The sequence below is a fragment of the Cohnella zeiphila genome (genome assembly GCF_014212055.1).
GTDB lineage: Bacteria > Bacillota > Bacilli > Paenibacillales > Paenibacillaceae > Cohnella > Cohnella zeiphila.
The window spans coordinates 77290-92944 of the sequence record NZ_JACJVO010000016.1; the positions used below are offsets into that span (position 1 = coordinate 77290).

Here is a 15655-nt window from a genome sequence, read left to right on the forward strand (position 1 = left end):
TCCGTTTGTGATTGATCTTCTGTTCCTTTTTGATTTTCTTGTGTGATGGTTTGGGAACCGGTCGATATTCGAACATGGGATCACCTCAAAATGGCAAATCTTCTTCCATATCCGGTGCAAAGTATTCTTGGGCGACATAGTTGTTCAAAAGGTTAATGATTTCGCTTGCTTCCGATTTACTAAATTCCTTGATACTTTCTTTTCCTTTGCCGATTTCTTTGACTATCCGAATAAAATCTTGGTCCGGAACGTTCTTGTCGCTTTTAAGCTTATGAATGTACCTAACTTGCGCTTCCGATATACCACCTTGGCTTCCTGTAGCCGTCTGTGACGTGCTTTGCTGTTGTCCGCTATATTGTGTCTGCCTAGATTGTTGTGTGGCTTGTGCGGGCATATGAGGAGCGCTGGCGGCGTTGGCGTCGTCATCGTCTCCAAGGGATAAGGAGAGAGCGGCAGCATAACTGTACCGACGTGCATAAGTGATTGCGGATCCGGCCCCCTGCGGGTCCAATTTGGTGGGTTTAAGCGTAAGCGGTTCGGATTCGATCCACTCTCCGGATTCGTGCAGAATCATCGTTCTAACGGTAACCTTCTCCCCTTCTCCACCTGGGAACTGCATGACAGTCAATCCGTGTTTATGGAGAAGTGGTTTCGTCTCATCGATCATGTGGTCAAGCGATGTATATTGGGATTTGAAATGTGGATTGTTAGCGTCCTTACCGATCGATTTCACTTCTCCACTAAATGCCACGAGAGCTGCGGATATCTTGCCGATTGATTCCGACTTACTGCACATCTCCAATCACCTCGTAAGTTATCGATAAATAAACTGGTTTGTACATGGATGGATCAGACGGGCCGTAAAACCCATATATGAAGCTTTCGTATGCAGAAATATCATTAAATCGGGCGGCGGCTGATGGATTGTTGACCGGTTCAAGCTTAAGGTTTACGAATGCGCCGTCTACTCGTTGGAGGATAATTCGGCGCTTATTCTCCATCTATCAAAACCTCCGTTAGTTTGGTACAATCGACTTGAGCATTGTCACAATGGGTCCGTTGGCGCGGACTCTTTTTCTTTGTTCCTGTGTCAGTTGGTGTCACTTCCTTGTAGGGATTGGAGAGCGTCTTTTGCTATTCGAACGGCGATTTTGTAGTCCCACTTCACTTCAACGACCCGTTCCAATGCCTCTTTCATCTGTTTGCTCTGTTGTTGGAGAGTTCTTAATTCAGTAAAAATTTCATCCAAATCATTGATAAGTGCCGGTGAAGCGCCATCAAGGTAGAAAGATAACAATCTTGTCGTTCTCGCAATCTTTTCCTCACTCAACATTTCCCTTTGCCCCTCTCTTTGTTCAGCACTCTGACGAAATTGCGGAAGTAGACCCATCGTGCTCGTTTGTCTTTGCTGATTCTGGCGAGTTCGATATACAACGTGCGATCTGTCGGAATCATAGTCACTTCGTCACAATCATGGTCAGAAGTACGATGATTACTAGCAATTGAACGACGACACAGCACAGCATGAAATTCATGCTAGTTTTCCAATCCATTTAAGCTGCATCCTCCTTCGTATCTGGAATGATTGCCGGTTCAATCAGAAATTGTTCTTCTCGGTGTACTTCCCAATCGATCATCCAAGCTGTTGTAATGGTCTTGTCCGATTCGATTTCATCAGCGAGCCAACCGATGATTTTGGCGTGATTGCGGAGGTAATTTACGTATTCTTCGCGTCCCATTCAACATTCACTCCTTCGATAAATTTCCCGAGGATATCTAGAGTTTTGATGATTCCAATACAAACTCCGCGAGATCGTTGTGATTGATCATTTACATTTTCTTCGAAGAATTTCTTGAGCATATCCTCCATCGTCTGTTCTACTTCGTATCCGTTGACCAGGGCAGTAAGATACTCTTTTTTATTCTGTCTGTACCAATCGTAGATGGGCTGAAGCTTTGGAGCGTCCCATCGATTGTTTTCACAAACGGTTTGCATATACTCGATGTCGTACAGAATGTCGGGATTAGCATGCTTTTTTACCTTGTCCATTGCTTCCGCCACTTCACGCGGCAATTTCACCTTTTCCAATTCAAGCAACTCCCTTCGAATGGATTTCTTACTTTAGGCTTAGGCTGTCGGCGTGTTGTCATGGGATTGGGCCTCCTTAAGAAATTTTCCGATGATTTCGAGGTTATCCACCATTTCAATAGCACGAGATTTTATTGGGTATCTAAAGAAAATCATGTCATCATGCCCATTTGCTCGAACTAGCTTTTGGGCATCCTGCCAAACCGAAAATGCTCGTTGCCGTAATTCTCTGATCTGTTCGTCAATTTTTTCTTTTTCCATGGTTAATCCTCCATCACTTTTTATTCTCCGGAACATAAATCCCACTCGATAACGGCGGTTTCTGCTTCTTCTTTTTCTTAAATGGCCACACTTAGCCTACCTCCTCCAGGTCGTCGTATTTCTTGAGGTACTGAATCACGTGACCACGATCCACCCATACACGCTCGTCCCACTTGAGATAGGCGCAATCGTTCGTTACATCTTCACCGCATCCGCAGCCGCATTCGCCCAACTTGTGAGGATTATTTGCAGTTGGTTCGCGATAAGGAAGGAAGCCGAACCGATCGTGATTAGGAAGCTGTTCAGCTGGCTTTGCCATTGTCATCATCCTTTCTCCAAGCTTCTGTAAGGAAGTCTGCCTCTACTTCCTCCATATGCTTTTCGTAGTATTCAAGGGCTTTAAGCTTGTCCATGATGCCGTCAGCGGTTCTGATCATCTGGACGAAACGTCCGTGGTAGTAAGCGGATAGTTTGATGCCCATTGTTTAGGCTCCTTTCTGTTTCTCCATTGCTTTACTCTTTCTCTCAGCAGCTATGGCAAGAAGTCGGTTAACGTCTTTCTGTACGTCAGGGTGTAAGTCTCTTGTGCTGAGTTTCATGGTTGGCCTCCTTATTTGAAGTTTGCTTTTGCTATTTTTGCGATCTCGATTATGTCGTGAATTGATCCTTTTACATCGATCCGTGGGTAGTTAAAATCGTCATTCCTAGCCCACTCAATAAAAGCTGTGTATTCCATTTCTTTTTCTGGCTGTTCTGAATTCAATTCAATTAATTCGAATCTAGAATCTCCCTCTTGTGGATTTGTGACGATATACAGGATAGAATTCGTCCTGCAAACGAACATTGATTTTCCGATTGCAAAGAATCCATTTTCGATTAAACGACCTTCTGTTATTCCTTCTTGATAAGAAAATTCGCGTTCTTTCATTTTCTATCAATCCCTTCGTTTGTTTTTTAAGCAGATTTCGTATCTTCAAGCCCACGGATAGATTGCGGACGCCATTCGTCTATGAATTCAATTGCCTTGTCATACAAAACTGCTGGTGTGTCGTGATAAGTTGTGACTCCGAAGGCTTGCCAATAGTCCATCCATAGATGGCGGATCGTTCCGCGGTAATCATTTTTGTAGGCATCCGAGTCCTTCCCGCCAAGGATTTTGGTAACATGTGATTCTGCTCTCTTTTTCAAATTTAGGCGCTTGCGTGATTCGCAAACCATGTTCATTTCAAGAGTTCCGACACGGGACTTGAGGTCTTGCACATCTGGAATTACTACTTCAAGTGCCGAAAGAATTTTGTCTAGACGATGATCGACTAAAGATTTTGTTGACATTGAAATCATCCCTTCTATCCGACCGATCTAACGGCGGTCATTTGTTTTATTTTGTTAAAAAATGATTGGACTTCTTGGCTGTACTGCATCTGAAAGGCTTCAATAATTTGCGCCGCTTCTCTTTCTCCGTTGCTTAAAGAAAGTGAATATATAATTGCTTCTGCATAAAGTCCGTGATTCTGGAGAAGTTCCTTGCAGCCTTTACGAAGTTCTTTATTAATAGATGAATTCTTATCTTCCTTGGACAATCTCGACTCGTATTCTGCTCTCTGTTCGATCAGACCCCTTTGCAATTTCACATTTTCATTCCTTAATTGTTGAGCCTCGTTAGCCTGCGACCGTAACTCCTCATAATCACTAGGCGCAACAGTTTTGGTCTGAATTATGGGTGGTTGGTTCTTTGCTTGATTCCATAGTTTCTCGAAGTGGTGAGCGCTATGCTTTGCCTGTTCTGCTCGCTTATCGGATTCTTCTTTGGCACGCTCGACTTCTTGAAGTGCTTTCTTTACCTCTCGCAGTTCCTTCACGGTCATTTCATCAACTGTCTTCTGTTCACCGGTTGAAGGAACGGTGTGTGCTTCTTCGATGAAACCTTGCCGATCAACCGATTCCGGTAGCGATAGCATTTCGAAAATCTTCCCTGTTGGTAAATCGTACGACGTCGTACGGTTTCCGAATTGTTCATATGCCTGCACCATTCTTGTTGCTGTCTGTGGAGTAACATCAACGGATTTTAGCCATTCGTACCATTGTCCATGTGCTAGGTCGTTATCTTTTACATGCTTAAGCCGTTTGCCAATCTCGAATACAGCTTGTCCAGCGACTTGCTTGTAACTATTGATCTCTGCCGTGATTTCAACCAGATCGTCAGATAACACAATTTGACTCATGGTCATCATCCTTAAAGGTGTTTTAATTAAGTTGTCGAAATTGTTATGCTGACTGTTCAACATGTGTAACATGATGATCAAAAAAAATTTCGCGTTCGTCTCGTTTTAGTGCATCAGCGATTCTGAACATAAGCGATCCGCTAATACTTTTGCGAGACTTGTTTTCAATAGCGTGGATGGTTTGCCGACTTGTCTTTGCTCGTCTTGCTAGTTCTGCTATTGGCATTCCAATGTCCAATCTAATCTCTCGCAACTTGTTATCCATGTGTAACACCTCCTTGATTGGATAGTAGCACATGGTTGTCAAAGGTGTCAAGTATGATTAACGTATCCCGTGTTTTTTTCTTGTGTAACATAGTGTAATGTATGGTTGACGAGGAGGAAAAACATTGTCTGAGATAAATGATCTGATAAGGAAAATAAGAGGTAAGGATTCGTTAAGAAAGGCAAATGATAAAACGGGAATCAGCTACACTTACTGGAGTATTCTCGAAAAAGGAGTGGATCCGAGGACACACGCACCTATTAGTCCAACCCCTGATACATTGAGGGCTATTTCAAAAGGTTACAACTACCCATATGAAGAACTAATGAAGGTTGCTGGATACTTAGATGAAGACAAAGAAGAGAGCGAATCTACGCTCCCTAAAAGTAAAATAGATGAAATTGTGAAACGAGTAGAAAGAAAACTAAATGTTACTTTATCTGATGACCCCCTCATCATGGAAAGTTTGGAGAACTATCTAACGACTCTTGCCAACGTCATTAAAAACAAAAAATAATGATTCTCTAACTTCTTGCTGAATCAATCTCGCAAGCTCAGACTCAGAAATGCACAGATTCTTTTTCTCGATGATCAGTCTTGCCAGTTCAATTAACTCAGCCTCCATTCGCTCAGCTCCCTTATCATGATGCAGCCGCTTTTGCCATTATGGTAAACATGATATCATGCGACTGGATGGATGGGAATATACGTTCGGGTTTTGAGGTAAAAAAAATATTATATGTGGGTGGCTTCGTCATGATCTCAGCCGAGATTGTACGATGCCGAATCCCCGAATTACTTTATCGTAAGAGAAAGTCGCAAGTTTGGCTGGCAGAGAAAACCGGAATATCAAAGCAAAGAATATCTGCATATATTCATTTGCGTGTGATCATGACCATTCCGGTGTCTGCAATCATCGCGGAAGCATTAAACTGCAAACTGGACGACCTATACGAAATTAAAGTTTCGGGGATAGGCAGGGAGTAGGAAACTACTCTTGGCCACAAGTAACGTCCCTACGTTACAATCTTACATGATGTGTACTGTTAATAATAGGCTCATTTGATATCGGTTTCAATAATGAATAAAATTAAAACTTGAAAACATGTCAATTGAACTATAAATTAGTCGTATATAGTCGGAATGAATCACAGCAACTCCCCCAGCCGATGGGGAAAGTATAAGGTGTATTTAGATGCGAGGCATACGTTGGATTGTTGGAATACCGATTGGATATTATGTCTACTATTTAATCATGAAGATTAATGTTGATTTTGTAAGATGGGGCGTTAAGATTGTACCTTATGAAACATTCTGGTCAATCGAAGGATTAATAGCTAATACATTTGTTGCAATTTATTTTGCGATTGCCGTTGCATACTTCATATTACCAAGAGATCAGTTTGCAATTATCAATAATTTGAAGGTAAAAGTTCTCTATTATGCAATAAGTCTTTGGTCTGTGCTACAACTTATATTTCTTGGCGTATCTGTACATGATTTATTCAAAAACCCGTACAATGGAATTGTTTATCAGATCTTATATCCAATACTTGCTCTCATGTCTATGTGGTGGTATCACAAAGGAATTGCTTTAATTGACTTTAAATATAATCAACCGGCTAGAGATTATTTGGAAATGCAACAAAAAATAAATGATAATCCAGACATTATTGAAATGGATCGTTAACCCCCCACTCGGGGGTTTTCTTATTTCTCTCATTCCTTATACAATGACATTGAGGTGATATCATGCGCGTTGCCTGTTATTTACGCGTCAGTACATTAGATCAGGTTCAAGGCTATTCGCTGGACATGCAGCGAGAGCGCCTAGAAGCCTACTGTAAGGCTCAGGGATGGGACGACTCTACTTTCTACATGGACGACGGCGAAACCGCTACAAACCTAAATAGGCCAGGTATGCGTCGTATGATTCGTCATATCGAGGAAAAGAAAATAGATGCCGTTATCGTGTTGAAGCTTGACCGGCTTTCGCGGAAGCAAAAAGATGTCCTTTATCTGCTGGAAGATGTATTCGAAAAGCACGGCGTGTCTTTCGTTTCGGCAACAGAACCGTTCAATACCGGTACGCCTTTGGGAAAGGCGATGATCGGCGTTCTGGCGGTCTTTGCACAGCTCGAACGGGATATGATTGTGGAACGTACGGTAGGCGGAAAATTGCAGCGTATACGCGGCGGTAAGTGGCATGGAGGGCATGCGCCATTTGGCTACACATGGCACGAATCTGGAGACTTTTTAGAGATGGTCCCCGACGAGGCCGAAACGGTAAGAGAAGTATTCGAACGGTTTCTTGATGGCGAATCTTACAGTCAACTTGGCAAATGGGCTCAGGAGAGGCACCCAACCCATACATTCGACGCCAGCGTCATTAAGCGGCTCCTATGCCGTCCTGCTTATGCTGGCAAGATGCTTTATTCTGGTACGATGTACGAAAGCACAACCGAACCGATCCTTGATGCGGAGACATGGAAAAAATCACAAGTTGAGATACAGCGCAGGAACGACGGACTTCCGCCGCGCGGCGAATATTTGCTTACTGGACTTTGCCGATGTGCACTATGCGGATCGTCCGTTGTCCATGAGACAAAACAATATAAGCATAAGAGTAACGGCAGACTTTATTACAAAGACTATATTTGCTGTAAAAATCAAAAGTTCAAGCCGTATAGTTGTAATATGGGATATCATCAACGCGTGAAGGTAGAAGACTATGTTATCAACATGATTAAGAACATGTCCACACATATGGATGATATTAAAAATGAAAGTGTTGATAATAAGCAGGACAATTCAGACATTATTGCGGCACTTGAGGCGCGGATCAATGTGGCGGAAACAGGACTCGAAAACTTAATGGAAGCCATTCAAATCGGTGCGGTAAAAGCCTCTGCCGTTGCGAAACGGATTAAGGATCTGGAAGAGGAAAAGGAATCTGCGGAAAAACTCATGGAAGAATTTAAGGATAGCGAAGCTGCGGCCACAACTGAAACTGTGGATGTATCATTAATCCAGGAAATTGGGGACGCTTGGGACGAATGGAGCGAAGAAGAACAGAAAATCATGTTGCGGAAGATCGTGCTTTCGATCAAGATTCACTCTAGAGGCACGAATCCGGAAATCACATTTAATACTTATCCGACACCGATCACTCTATAAATTATCCCCATAATTTGATTCTGACTTCGGCGATCGTCAGATCGAACGCTTGCCTGGCGGCCGCCAGCAGCCGTTCAATCTGCTCCGGCTCGTAATACTCCGCCTGGTCGCGCGACAGATTGCCGAACAGGACGTGTACTCCGTTCAGCCGGGAGGGAGCAAACGCATACCCCCGCAGCTTCTCTCCCGTCAGCGTGCCGGCCTTCAACTCCGGCCGAAGCCCGTCCAGCGTTACCTCCGGCCGATCGATGCCCAAGTAGAGATGCGTCTTGGCGCTTTTCAAATTCAAGCACAGAAATCCGACTCGCTTGCCGGTGACGGTGGCGATCCGAAACGCAGTTCCGAAAGCGGCGACCGACGTGCCGATATTCGGCGTCGAACCCGCGAACACGGCCAAGCCTCCCGTTTCGTGCCTCATGATCCCGCCTCCTTCCCATCCATGCCGGGAGCGGAAGACGCGAAAGCGATCACGAGTTTCCCGTTCCCGTCCTTGCAAGCGGCATCCATCTCCAGCCACTGCCGCTCCGTCAGATTCAAGTTTACGGCGTCGATGTTGCCGTTGGCGTCCCGGCGCGAAGCGTACATCTTTTCCTTGTCGCCGGATGCCATCGACAGCACGCTCGGATTGGACGGGTCGTCGATCTCCGTATTCGCCGCCGTCTTGACGGCGGCGACGATGACCGGCTCGGCGTACAGCCTGCGGGAGCCTTCCGCCTCCGAGGACAAGTAAACGACGACCCAGTCTCCGGCGCGAATGCCGTTGGACACCGACTTGATATAGTCGCGGGGAACCTGAAACGTCTCTTCCCCTTCCTTCGGCAGCAGCGGGTACATGGACACCTTCCAGTCCAGCAGCGGCTCTCCGGTCCCGAGCGGCGCGAACGTCTGCATGCCGTCCGCGTCGGACGGCCGTGACAACATGTCCTCCTTCAGCGAACTTCTCGGAATGAGCGCCGTCGTCAGCATGCTCTTGTCCAGAACGGTCCCCGCCGGGATGAACTGCTTCGGAACGACGACCGGCACCTTCTCCTCCAAGCGGATATGCCGGAGCTGCAGCCAATAAATGCCGTAGACGAGCAATCCCGACAACAAGGCGGCTGCTAAACTGATCGCCATCTGCCGTCTGCGATTCACGGTCTCGCCTCCTTTTTCGGAATCAAAATAAAAAAAAACGCAAGCGAGAGAGCCGTTAGCTCTCAATCGCCTGCGTTCTTCGCAGCCGTAGCCATATATAATAGATTCGATAGAGTTAATACTAGCAGATCTGGATGGTTGTGTAAAGCGTTATTTGGCACGGACGTATGGATTGTCCCGCTTCTCCTCGCCGATCGTCGTCTCGGGACCGTGTCCCGGCAGGACGAGTACTTCGTCCGGCAGGACGTACAGCTTCTCCCGGATCGAACGCGCGAGCGCGGCTCCGTCCCCTCCCGGAAGGTCGGTTCTCCCGACGGAGCGCCGGAACAAGGCGTCCCCGGCGAACAAAAGATCGCCGCAAAGCAAGCTGACGCTGCCTGGGGAATGACCGGGCGTGTGGAGCACCTCGAACGTCTCTCCAAGCAGTTCCAGCTTCTGGCCGTCCGTCCAGCCCCTATCCGGCGGATCCGAGCTGACGGGGGCCGTGACGTCCGACCAGCGGGCGGAACCGTTCTTGACCGGATCGGTCAGCCAATCCTTTTCCAACGCGTGCAAATATACCGGGCACCCGAAGCGCTTGCGAAGCTCCGCAACGCCCCCGATATGGTCGAAATGGGCGTGGGTGAGCAGGATCGCCTCGACCTTCAGCCCCTCCAGACGCCGCAAAAGCGCCGGATCCGGCGTGCCGGGGTCGATAACCGCCGCTTTCGTCCGGGTTTTATCGACCAGAACGTATGCATTGGTCTGAAGCGGGCCGAGCTCGAATCGTTGAAAAGTCAGCATGCGCTCTCCTTACACCCGCGAAATCAGATCTTGAAGCTCCTGCAGAACGGCCGGCGTATAGTTCGACGCCTCGCCGTACCGGCGCTTCATCTCTTCGCGCGCCGCCGAAAGGTTCTCTTGGTAGGACGGCGCCTCCCGGTCGGGATTGGCCTCTTTGAAGGCGATCATCACTTCCTGGACCTGGCTTGGGCGCGGGCCCCATTTGCCCAGTACCGCGCCGCCGGTATCGACGATCAGCACGATCGGAATGGAACGGCCGCCCAGCGTCAGGAACCGGTCGATCAAGTCGTAATGCTGCTCGATGATCATCACTTCCGTCGGGACGCCTCCCGCTTCCAGCGCGCGGAACGCGATCGGTACGCTGCGAAGCGCGTCGCCGCACCAATCCGCCGTAATGATCATGGCGCGCAGATCGTCGCGATTGTTGAGCGATTCGAAATACTCGCGCGTCTCGTCGTCCGGCCAAGCGAAATCGTCGTAATTTTGGCGGAACGCGTCCTTGTTTTTCTCCATCCCGTCCATGAACTGCTGCGGCGAAATGCCCTTGTTCAGCTTGTCCGCTACTTGCTGGCTCATCGCGAAATCCCTCTTTTCTCGTTCTAGTTCGCTTCAACCTCCATTGTAGCAGATTCCACCGGCGGCCGCAGCGGGGCGGGCAGGAGCCCTTGCGACGTTTGGCGACGCGAGGCTGCGGCGATGCCACCTTTGCAGGCTGCAGCTTTAACCGCTTCGTCGCAGGAGCGCAACCGGATTGCGCACGCAGAGCCGAACGTTGCGGCTTTCAACAAGAAAATCAACCCTAAAGTTTAACAGAGCCAAAAAATGAAAAAGCTGATCCTGAGTCCATGCAAAGAATCAGTCTTTCATCCAACATCCATTATTCTTACTTAGATAATCTTTTGAAAAAGGACGGGTACTTCTGCAGCAGCTCTTCCTTCTCAAAGATGACTCTGCTCAGATGCTCTGACATTGCATGCTCCGCAGCGTCCGGATCTTTTTCCTTGATGGCGCGGGTGATCGCGCGATGCTCCGACAAGATGATCTCCCAATCGTAATTCACGGCCAGCCGCAGAAAGCGCATCCTGTTGTAGTGCGTGTTCAGTTGCTGCAGCATCCCCCAGGTCCTCGTCTTGCCGCAGCCGACGACGATCGTTTTGTGAAATTCCTCGTCCAATTCGAACAACCGCTCGAAGTTTTTCTCTTCGACGCACAGTTCCTGCAGCGAGATCAGATTTTGCAGCTGCAGCACTTGTTCCGAGCTTAGCAGCTGGCACGCTTGCCTCACGATTGCCTTCTCCAGATTCTCGCGCACAAACCGCGACTCTTCCACCAGCTCCAGATCGATCAATGAGATGAAAGAGCCTTTCTGGGGAATCGTCTCGATCAGCTCCTCCTGCGAGAGCTTGACCAGCGATTCGCGAATCGGCGTCCTGCTGACCTGAAGCATCTCGATGACGTCTTTCTCCGAGATGAAGCGGCCTGGCTCCAGCTTCAGTTCCATAATTTCCCTTTTGAGGGTGTCGTAGACGTAGTCCCGAATCAGCCCTTTCGAATCTCGTGCAGCGTCCAGCCTTTTGTTCATTGTTTCGTCTCTCCTCCGGCAGCACAAGTAATACTAGTATAACAAAGCGTTGGCAAAGTTCAAAGAACCGTCCGGTCGGAACTTCGACATTACCCCCGTTATAAGAGCATCCTCCCTCCTGCTTATTTAATGGAACCGGTTCCCCGAAAAACGGGGAACCGGCTGACGTTTCAGCATGAACTTATTCGGGGATATTCGTAAAATTCCTCGTACGCTTTACGATTAGCCGCTATGCCGCCCATATCCATCATTCCTTGAGCAAGAAGCCTTATTATTGGCTATTCTGAGCCTTGTAATTCTTAACATACTCGTCTTGAACCTCCTGGCCCCCCTGATCCATATATTGTTGAACCAATGTTTTGTACAACTTATCCAAATCGGCAGGTTTGGAAACGATTAGCTTCGCAAGCATTTGTGCCGAAAGGTTCGTAAGCGCAGAGTTGTATTTCGCATCAGCCGTATTCGGCGACGAATAGTAATATAGAGAATAATAGTCCGTCATCCCGACTTTCAACGCATTCTCCACTTCCTTCTCAAAGCCGGGGTACCCGGCAGATATGGCTGCGGCATTCTTCTGCGGATCCCCAAGTTCGATGCCGTTCGAAAGCAAATCATAGTCAAGGTTGTTGGCAACCGTCATCATCTTCTCGCCCGAATTCGTCGTTCCTGTCTGTTTAGGAACACCGTTCACCATGTTGTAGTCCACGCCTTCCTCCCCGTTCTGGAGGAAGAGGGTTACCTTGGAATCGGCCATCCAGTTGAGGTACTGGACGGCAAGATCAACATTCTTGCTTGATTTCGGCATAATGATATACATGCCATTCGGGCTGTATCCGTTCTTGGGATGCTTGCCCGCGTCATTCTGCCATGGATCGATAGGAATGAGCTCGGCGCCAGGAACATTCTTCTTAAGGTTGGTTAAGGTTCCGGGAGCCGTTCGATACGGACCATCCCAGTTGGTAATGAACGCCCCGACTTTGCCATTGGAAACATCGGCATCGAGCATCTTGCCGTCCTTGTCAATGGCGAAATTCGGACTAATCAAGCCTGCATTGTACATCTTGTTCATATACTGAACAGCTTTGTCGTATCCCGGAAGATTCCAGTTGGACATCCAGATTGGTTGCGCCTGGAAGGTGGCAAACTGTTCTTCAGTCAGATTGGATGGTTTGAAGGCCTCCGGTATATAGCCCAGCCCGGGATACGGAGGTTGCAAAGAATATCCAAAAGGAATAACGCCGCTAACATTTCCAGGATTCTTCTCCTTGAAGGCAACCATGGTGTCATAGAACTGATCCGGCGTAGTAGGAACAGGAAGGCCCAGTTTATCGAGCCAGTCTTTTCGGATAAACGTATTGTCGCCAGCGAGCACAGTCCTCTTGCCCGGTATTGCATACTGCTTGCCATTAAATTTGCCGTACTTAAGCACATCATCGCCGAGATAGTTGGTAAGAGTAGCTCCGTACTGCTGGAGAACCGAATCAAGCTCTGCCAAACCGCCCTGCTGTACATAATTGTAAACCACGCCCTGGTTGTAGGTGAAGACAATGTCAGGCGCCTGGCCTGCTGCCATCAATACGTTCAGCTTGTCCACTTCCTGGGCTCTGGGAACCGGAACGAAGTTTACGGTGACATTGAACTGCTTCCCGAAGTTATCGTTGACATACTTGGTCCAGAAGTTATTGTTCAAATCCGGCTGTCCGGGTTTACCCCGGTCGAATACTTCGACCGTCAGGGTTCGATGCTCTTTCGGAGCGCTTGCCGTATCGTTTGTTGTCCCGCTTGCTGTCCCGCCTGGCGTGTCGCTTGCCGAACCGTTTGACGATTTGCTCTGACAAGCGGCCAGTGCCGATGCAATTGTTAGCGCTACCAAGAGGATACTAGTCAATTTGAGTGCCTTTGTCTTCAAGAAAGACCACTCCTTTTTCAATGGGATACTTGGAAAATTTACAATTGTTTATATAAATTCGTGAACGGGATGAAATCATCCGATTCGCGCATCTATATCAACCTTTGACAGAACCGATCATGATGCCGGATACAAAGTATCTCTGGAGCCAAGGATAGGCCAGAAGAATCGGAACCGTGCCAAACATGATGCTGGCCGCTTTCAATGCCTCCGAAGGCAGATTGACATTGATATTCTCCCCGGCCATTTGCTGCGAAACGTTGATCACGTTGTAAAGTTTAAGCTGTATCGTGTACAAATCCTGGTCTGTAATGTAGAAGAGAGCATCCTGAAAATAATTCCATCTGAATACGGCATACAATAAGCTGATCGTGGCAAGCGCCGGCTTGGAAAGAGGCAGCACGATCTTCAGCAGAATCTGCAGGTCGTTGCATCCGTCGAGATAAGCGGCTTCCTCCAGGCTGTCGGGCAGGTTCTGGAAGAATGATTTCAGAATGATCATATAGTAAACGCTCATCATTCCCGGAAGAATCAGCGCCCACGGCGTGTTCAAAAGATTCAGATTCTTTACGTTCAAATAATCCGGAATCAGTCCGCCGCTGAAATACATGGTGAATAGCATGACGAGCAATAAAAAGTTTCTGCCCTTTAACCTTTTTTTCGTCAGCGGGTACGCCGACAATATGGTAACGGTCAGAGCTATGAACACAAATACAACCGCCAGAACCACCGTATAGAACAACGAGTACAACATACCGGAATCCCCGAAAACAACCTTATAGGCTTCTATATTGAAGTCTATTGGATAGATGGTAACGGCCTGGGACACAATTGCCCTATTCGAGCTGAGCGATTGCGAAAGAATATAAAGAAAAGGAGCAAGGCATACAAAAACAGCAATTAAAACAATGAACGCCAATGAATAGTCGACTATTCTGTTTTTTAATCTCAGAGACATGGACAGCGCCTCCTTACCAAATGCCATTATCCCCTAATTTGCGGGATATGAAATTGGAAGTTAACAGGAATATCAAGCATATAACCGACTGGAACAAACCGACAGCCGCACCGACCGAAAAATTTGCAGATTGAATGCCTACACGATAAACATAGGTGCTGATAACGTCGCCAAAATCCATAACAAGGTTGTTTTGAACGTTGAACGGGCGGTCGAAGTTAATCGCCATTATATTGCCAAGCTGCAGGATCAGAAGAATCACAATGGTCGGTCTGATCCCCGGCAACGTAACATACCAAATTTTCCCCAACCTTCCCGAACCGTCTACATCGGCCGCTTCATACAATTGCCTGTCAATTCCCGTCATCGCCGCAAGATACAAAATCGTTCCCCATCCCGCGTTCTGCCATACTCCGATGAAAGCATAAGTAGCAACCCAAGCATATTTGTTCGTCAGGAATGGCAACGGTTCGCCGCCCATATGGGTGATCAAGGAGTTTATCATGCCTGTGGGCGAAAGCAACTGGGCAACAATGCCGCCGATAATAACCCAGGAAAGAAAATGCGGTAGATACAGGATCGTCTGGCTTACCTTTTTAAACTTGGTCCATATCAACTCGTTGATTAACAGAGCCAATAGGATCGGCGCCGGAAATCCCACAATCAAATCCAAACCGTTCAGTACCAATGTGTTTCTGACAACCTGATAGAATTGCAGCGATGAAAAAATTTGCTTAAAAGTTGCAAAATCATTCCACGGACTCTTGCCGGCTCCCTGGAAGATGTTGTAGTCCTTAAAAGCGATCTGTATGCCATACATAGGGGCATATTTAAATAACACGATATACGCAACAGGGATACACAACATAAGGTAAAGCAAAAAATCGCGCTTGATATAGTACTCGAATCCCTTCTTTCTTTTCAACGGATTTTCAATGGTCTTCCTTTTTTCCAGAGCAGCGCTGTTATTCATTGCTTTCATCAGCCACAACCCCTTACTCCTCAAATAAAATCAACATCCCCTCTCTGAAAGCGCTGTCAAATTTAAAGCCGCTTCCCAGATTCATGACAGCGCATTCATAATAACGCAAAAATAATAGACATCACCTTCTCAAATCCTAGCATTACAGGTGCAGTACTCCGGACAACGAACATTCACATGGTAATAGAAGAATTATTAGGATCACTTGTATGACTAGTTCAATTATAATGATCCACTGGAAGAATTGTCAATGCCATAAGCAAAAAACAGCACGAGAAACAGAGAAGAAGCCC

Annotated in this window: 24 protein-coding genes; 4 read left to right on the forward strand and 20 right to left on the reverse strand. The window is 47.2% G+C overall.

Annotated features, from left to right (window positions below; genetic code table 11):
• Positions 1-85 precede the first annotated feature (85 nt).
• From H7C18_RS13430 to H7C18_RS13485, 12 genes are all read right to left on the reverse strand, one after another.
• Entirely contained in the window at positions 86-796 is a 711-nt protein-coding gene (locus H7C18_RS13430; protein WP_185129588.1) for an ERF family protein, read from the reverse strand.
• Positions 786-1001, reverse strand: coding sequence for a hypothetical protein (locus tag H7C18_RS13435; protein WP_185129589.1), 216 nt, complete (start codon positions 999-1001; stop codon positions 786-788). The genes H7C18_RS13430 and H7C18_RS13435 overlap by 11 nt, the downstream gene beginning before the upstream one ends.
• Before the next feature lie 89 nt (positions 1002-1090).
• Entirely contained in the window at positions 1091-1333 is a 243-nt protein-coding gene (locus H7C18_RS13440; RefSeq protein WP_185129590.1) for a hypothetical protein, read from the reverse strand.
• A 220-nt stretch (positions 1334-1553) separates the two neighbouring features.
• Complete coding sequence (locus tag H7C18_RS13445) at positions 1554-1739, reverse strand: hypothetical protein (RefSeq protein ID WP_185129591.1); 186 nt, start codon at positions 1737-1739, stop codon at positions 1554-1556.
• Positions 1718-2080, reverse strand: coding sequence for a DUF1642 domain-containing protein (locus tag H7C18_RS13450; RefSeq protein ID WP_337913479.1), 363 nt, complete (start codon positions 2078-2080; stop codon positions 1718-1720). Before H7C18_RS13450 ends, H7C18_RS13445 begins: the two co-directional genes overlap by 22 nt.
• A 48-nt stretch (positions 2081-2128) precedes the next feature.
• On the reverse strand, positions 2129-2350 hold the full coding sequence (locus tag H7C18_RS13455) for a hypothetical protein (RefSeq protein ID WP_185129593.1): 222 nt from the start codon (positions 2348-2350) through the stop codon (positions 2129-2131).
• A gap of 91 nt (positions 2351-2441) precedes the next feature.
• Positions 2442-2669 (reverse strand): hypothetical protein, encoded by a 228-nt coding sequence (locus H7C18_RS13460; protein WP_185129594.1) that lies wholly within the window; start codon positions 2667-2669, stop codon positions 2442-2444.
• Positions 2653-2832 (reverse strand): hypothetical protein, encoded by a 180-nt coding sequence (locus H7C18_RS13465; RefSeq protein ID WP_185129595.1) that lies wholly within the window; start codon positions 2830-2832, stop codon positions 2653-2655. Before H7C18_RS13465 ends, H7C18_RS13460 begins: the two co-directional genes overlap by 17 nt.
• A gap of 128 nt (positions 2833-2960) precedes the next feature.
• Positions 2961-3278, reverse strand: coding sequence for a hypothetical protein (locus H7C18_RS13470; protein WP_185129596.1), 318 nt, complete (start codon positions 3276-3278; stop codon positions 2961-2963).
• Between the two features lie 26 nt (positions 3279-3304).
• Positions 3305-3682, reverse strand: coding sequence for an ORF6C domain-containing protein (locus tag H7C18_RS13475; protein ID WP_185129597.1), 378 nt, complete (start codon positions 3680-3682; stop codon positions 3305-3307).
• A 14-nt stretch (positions 3683-3696) separates the two neighbouring features.
• A complete protein-coding gene (locus tag H7C18_RS13480) occupies positions 3697-4572 on the reverse strand; it encodes a DUF3102 domain-containing protein (protein WP_185129598.1) in 876 nt (291 codons plus the stop codon).
• Positions 4573-4615: 43 nt separating this feature from the next.
• Positions 4616-4837, reverse strand: a complete 222-nt coding sequence (locus tag H7C18_RS13485) for a helix-turn-helix transcriptional regulator (RefSeq protein WP_238357673.1) — start codon at positions 4835-4837, stop codon at positions 4616-4618.
• Between the two features lie 124 nt (positions 4838-4961).
• Here H7C18_RS13485 and H7C18_RS13490 point away from each other — a divergent pair, with 124 nt between their 5' ends.
• The 4 genes from H7C18_RS13490 to H7C18_RS13505 all read left to right on the forward strand — a co-directional run bounded on the left by H7C18_RS13490 (position 4962) and on the right by H7C18_RS13505 (position 8014).
• Complete coding sequence (locus H7C18_RS13490; RefSeq protein ID WP_185129599.1) at positions 4962-5354, forward strand: helix-turn-helix domain-containing protein; 393 nt, start codon at positions 4962-4964, stop codon at positions 5352-5354.
• Between the two features lie 239 nt (positions 5355-5593).
• Positions 5594-5824, forward strand: coding sequence for a helix-turn-helix transcriptional regulator (locus tag H7C18_RS36015; protein ID WP_420481860.1), 231 nt, complete (start codon positions 5594-5596; stop codon positions 5822-5824).
• 208 nt (positions 5825-6032) lie between these two features.
• Complete coding sequence (locus H7C18_RS13500) at positions 6033-6527, forward strand: hypothetical protein (protein WP_185129601.1); 495 nt, start codon at positions 6033-6035, stop codon at positions 6525-6527.
• A 62-nt stretch (positions 6528-6589) separates the two neighbouring features.
• A complete protein-coding gene (locus H7C18_RS13505) occupies positions 6590-8014 on the forward strand; it encodes a recombinase family protein (protein WP_185129602.1) in 1425 nt (474 codons plus the stop codon).
• A 1-nt stretch (position 8015) separates the two neighbouring features.
• On the opposite strand, the gene H7C18_RS13510 is transcribed toward H7C18_RS13505, so the two are convergent.
• The 8 genes from H7C18_RS13510 to H7C18_RS13545 all read right to left on the reverse strand — a co-directional run bounded on the left by H7C18_RS13510 (position 8016) and on the right by H7C18_RS13545 (position 15362).
• Entirely contained in the window at positions 8016-8432 is a 417-nt protein-coding gene (locus H7C18_RS13510) for a CpaE/TadZ family protein (protein ID WP_185129603.1), read from the reverse strand.
• Positions 8429-9148, reverse strand: a complete 720-nt coding sequence (locus H7C18_RS13515) for an SAF domain-containing protein (RefSeq protein ID WP_185129604.1) — start codon at positions 9146-9148, stop codon at positions 8429-8431. The genes H7C18_RS13510 and H7C18_RS13515 overlap by 4 nt, the downstream gene beginning before the upstream one ends.
• Before the next feature lie 150 nt (positions 9149-9298).
• On the reverse strand, positions 9299-9931 hold the full coding sequence (locus H7C18_RS13520) for an MBL fold metallo-hydrolase (protein ID WP_185129605.1): 633 nt from the start codon (positions 9929-9931) through the stop codon (positions 9299-9301).
• A gap of 9 nt (positions 9932-9940) precedes the next feature.
• Complete coding sequence (locus H7C18_RS13525) at positions 9941-10507, reverse strand: thioredoxin family protein (protein WP_185129606.1); 567 nt, start codon at positions 10505-10507, stop codon at positions 9941-9943.
• Between the two features lie 307 nt (positions 10508-10814).
• Complete coding sequence (locus H7C18_RS13530) at positions 10815-11513, reverse strand: GntR family transcriptional regulator (RefSeq protein WP_185129607.1); 699 nt, start codon at positions 11511-11513, stop codon at positions 10815-10817.
• Positions 11514-11784: 271 nt separating this feature from the next.
• The gene (locus H7C18_RS13535) at positions 11785-13422 is read right to left on the reverse strand and encodes an extracellular solute-binding protein (RefSeq protein WP_185129608.1); all 1638 of its coding nucleotides are present in this window, start codon (positions 13420-13422) and stop codon (positions 11785-11787) included.
• Positions 13423-13519: 97 nt separating this feature from the next.
• Positions 13520-14380, reverse strand: coding sequence for a carbohydrate ABC transporter permease (locus H7C18_RS13540; protein ID WP_185129609.1), 861 nt, complete (start codon positions 14378-14380; stop codon positions 13520-13522).
• Positions 14381-14393: 13 nt separating this feature from the next.
• The gene (locus H7C18_RS13545; protein WP_337913455.1) at positions 14394-15362 is read right to left on the reverse strand and encodes an ABC transporter permease; all 969 of its coding nucleotides are present in this window, start codon (positions 15360-15362) and stop codon (positions 14394-14396) included.
• Positions 15363-15655 lie beyond the last annotated feature (293 nt).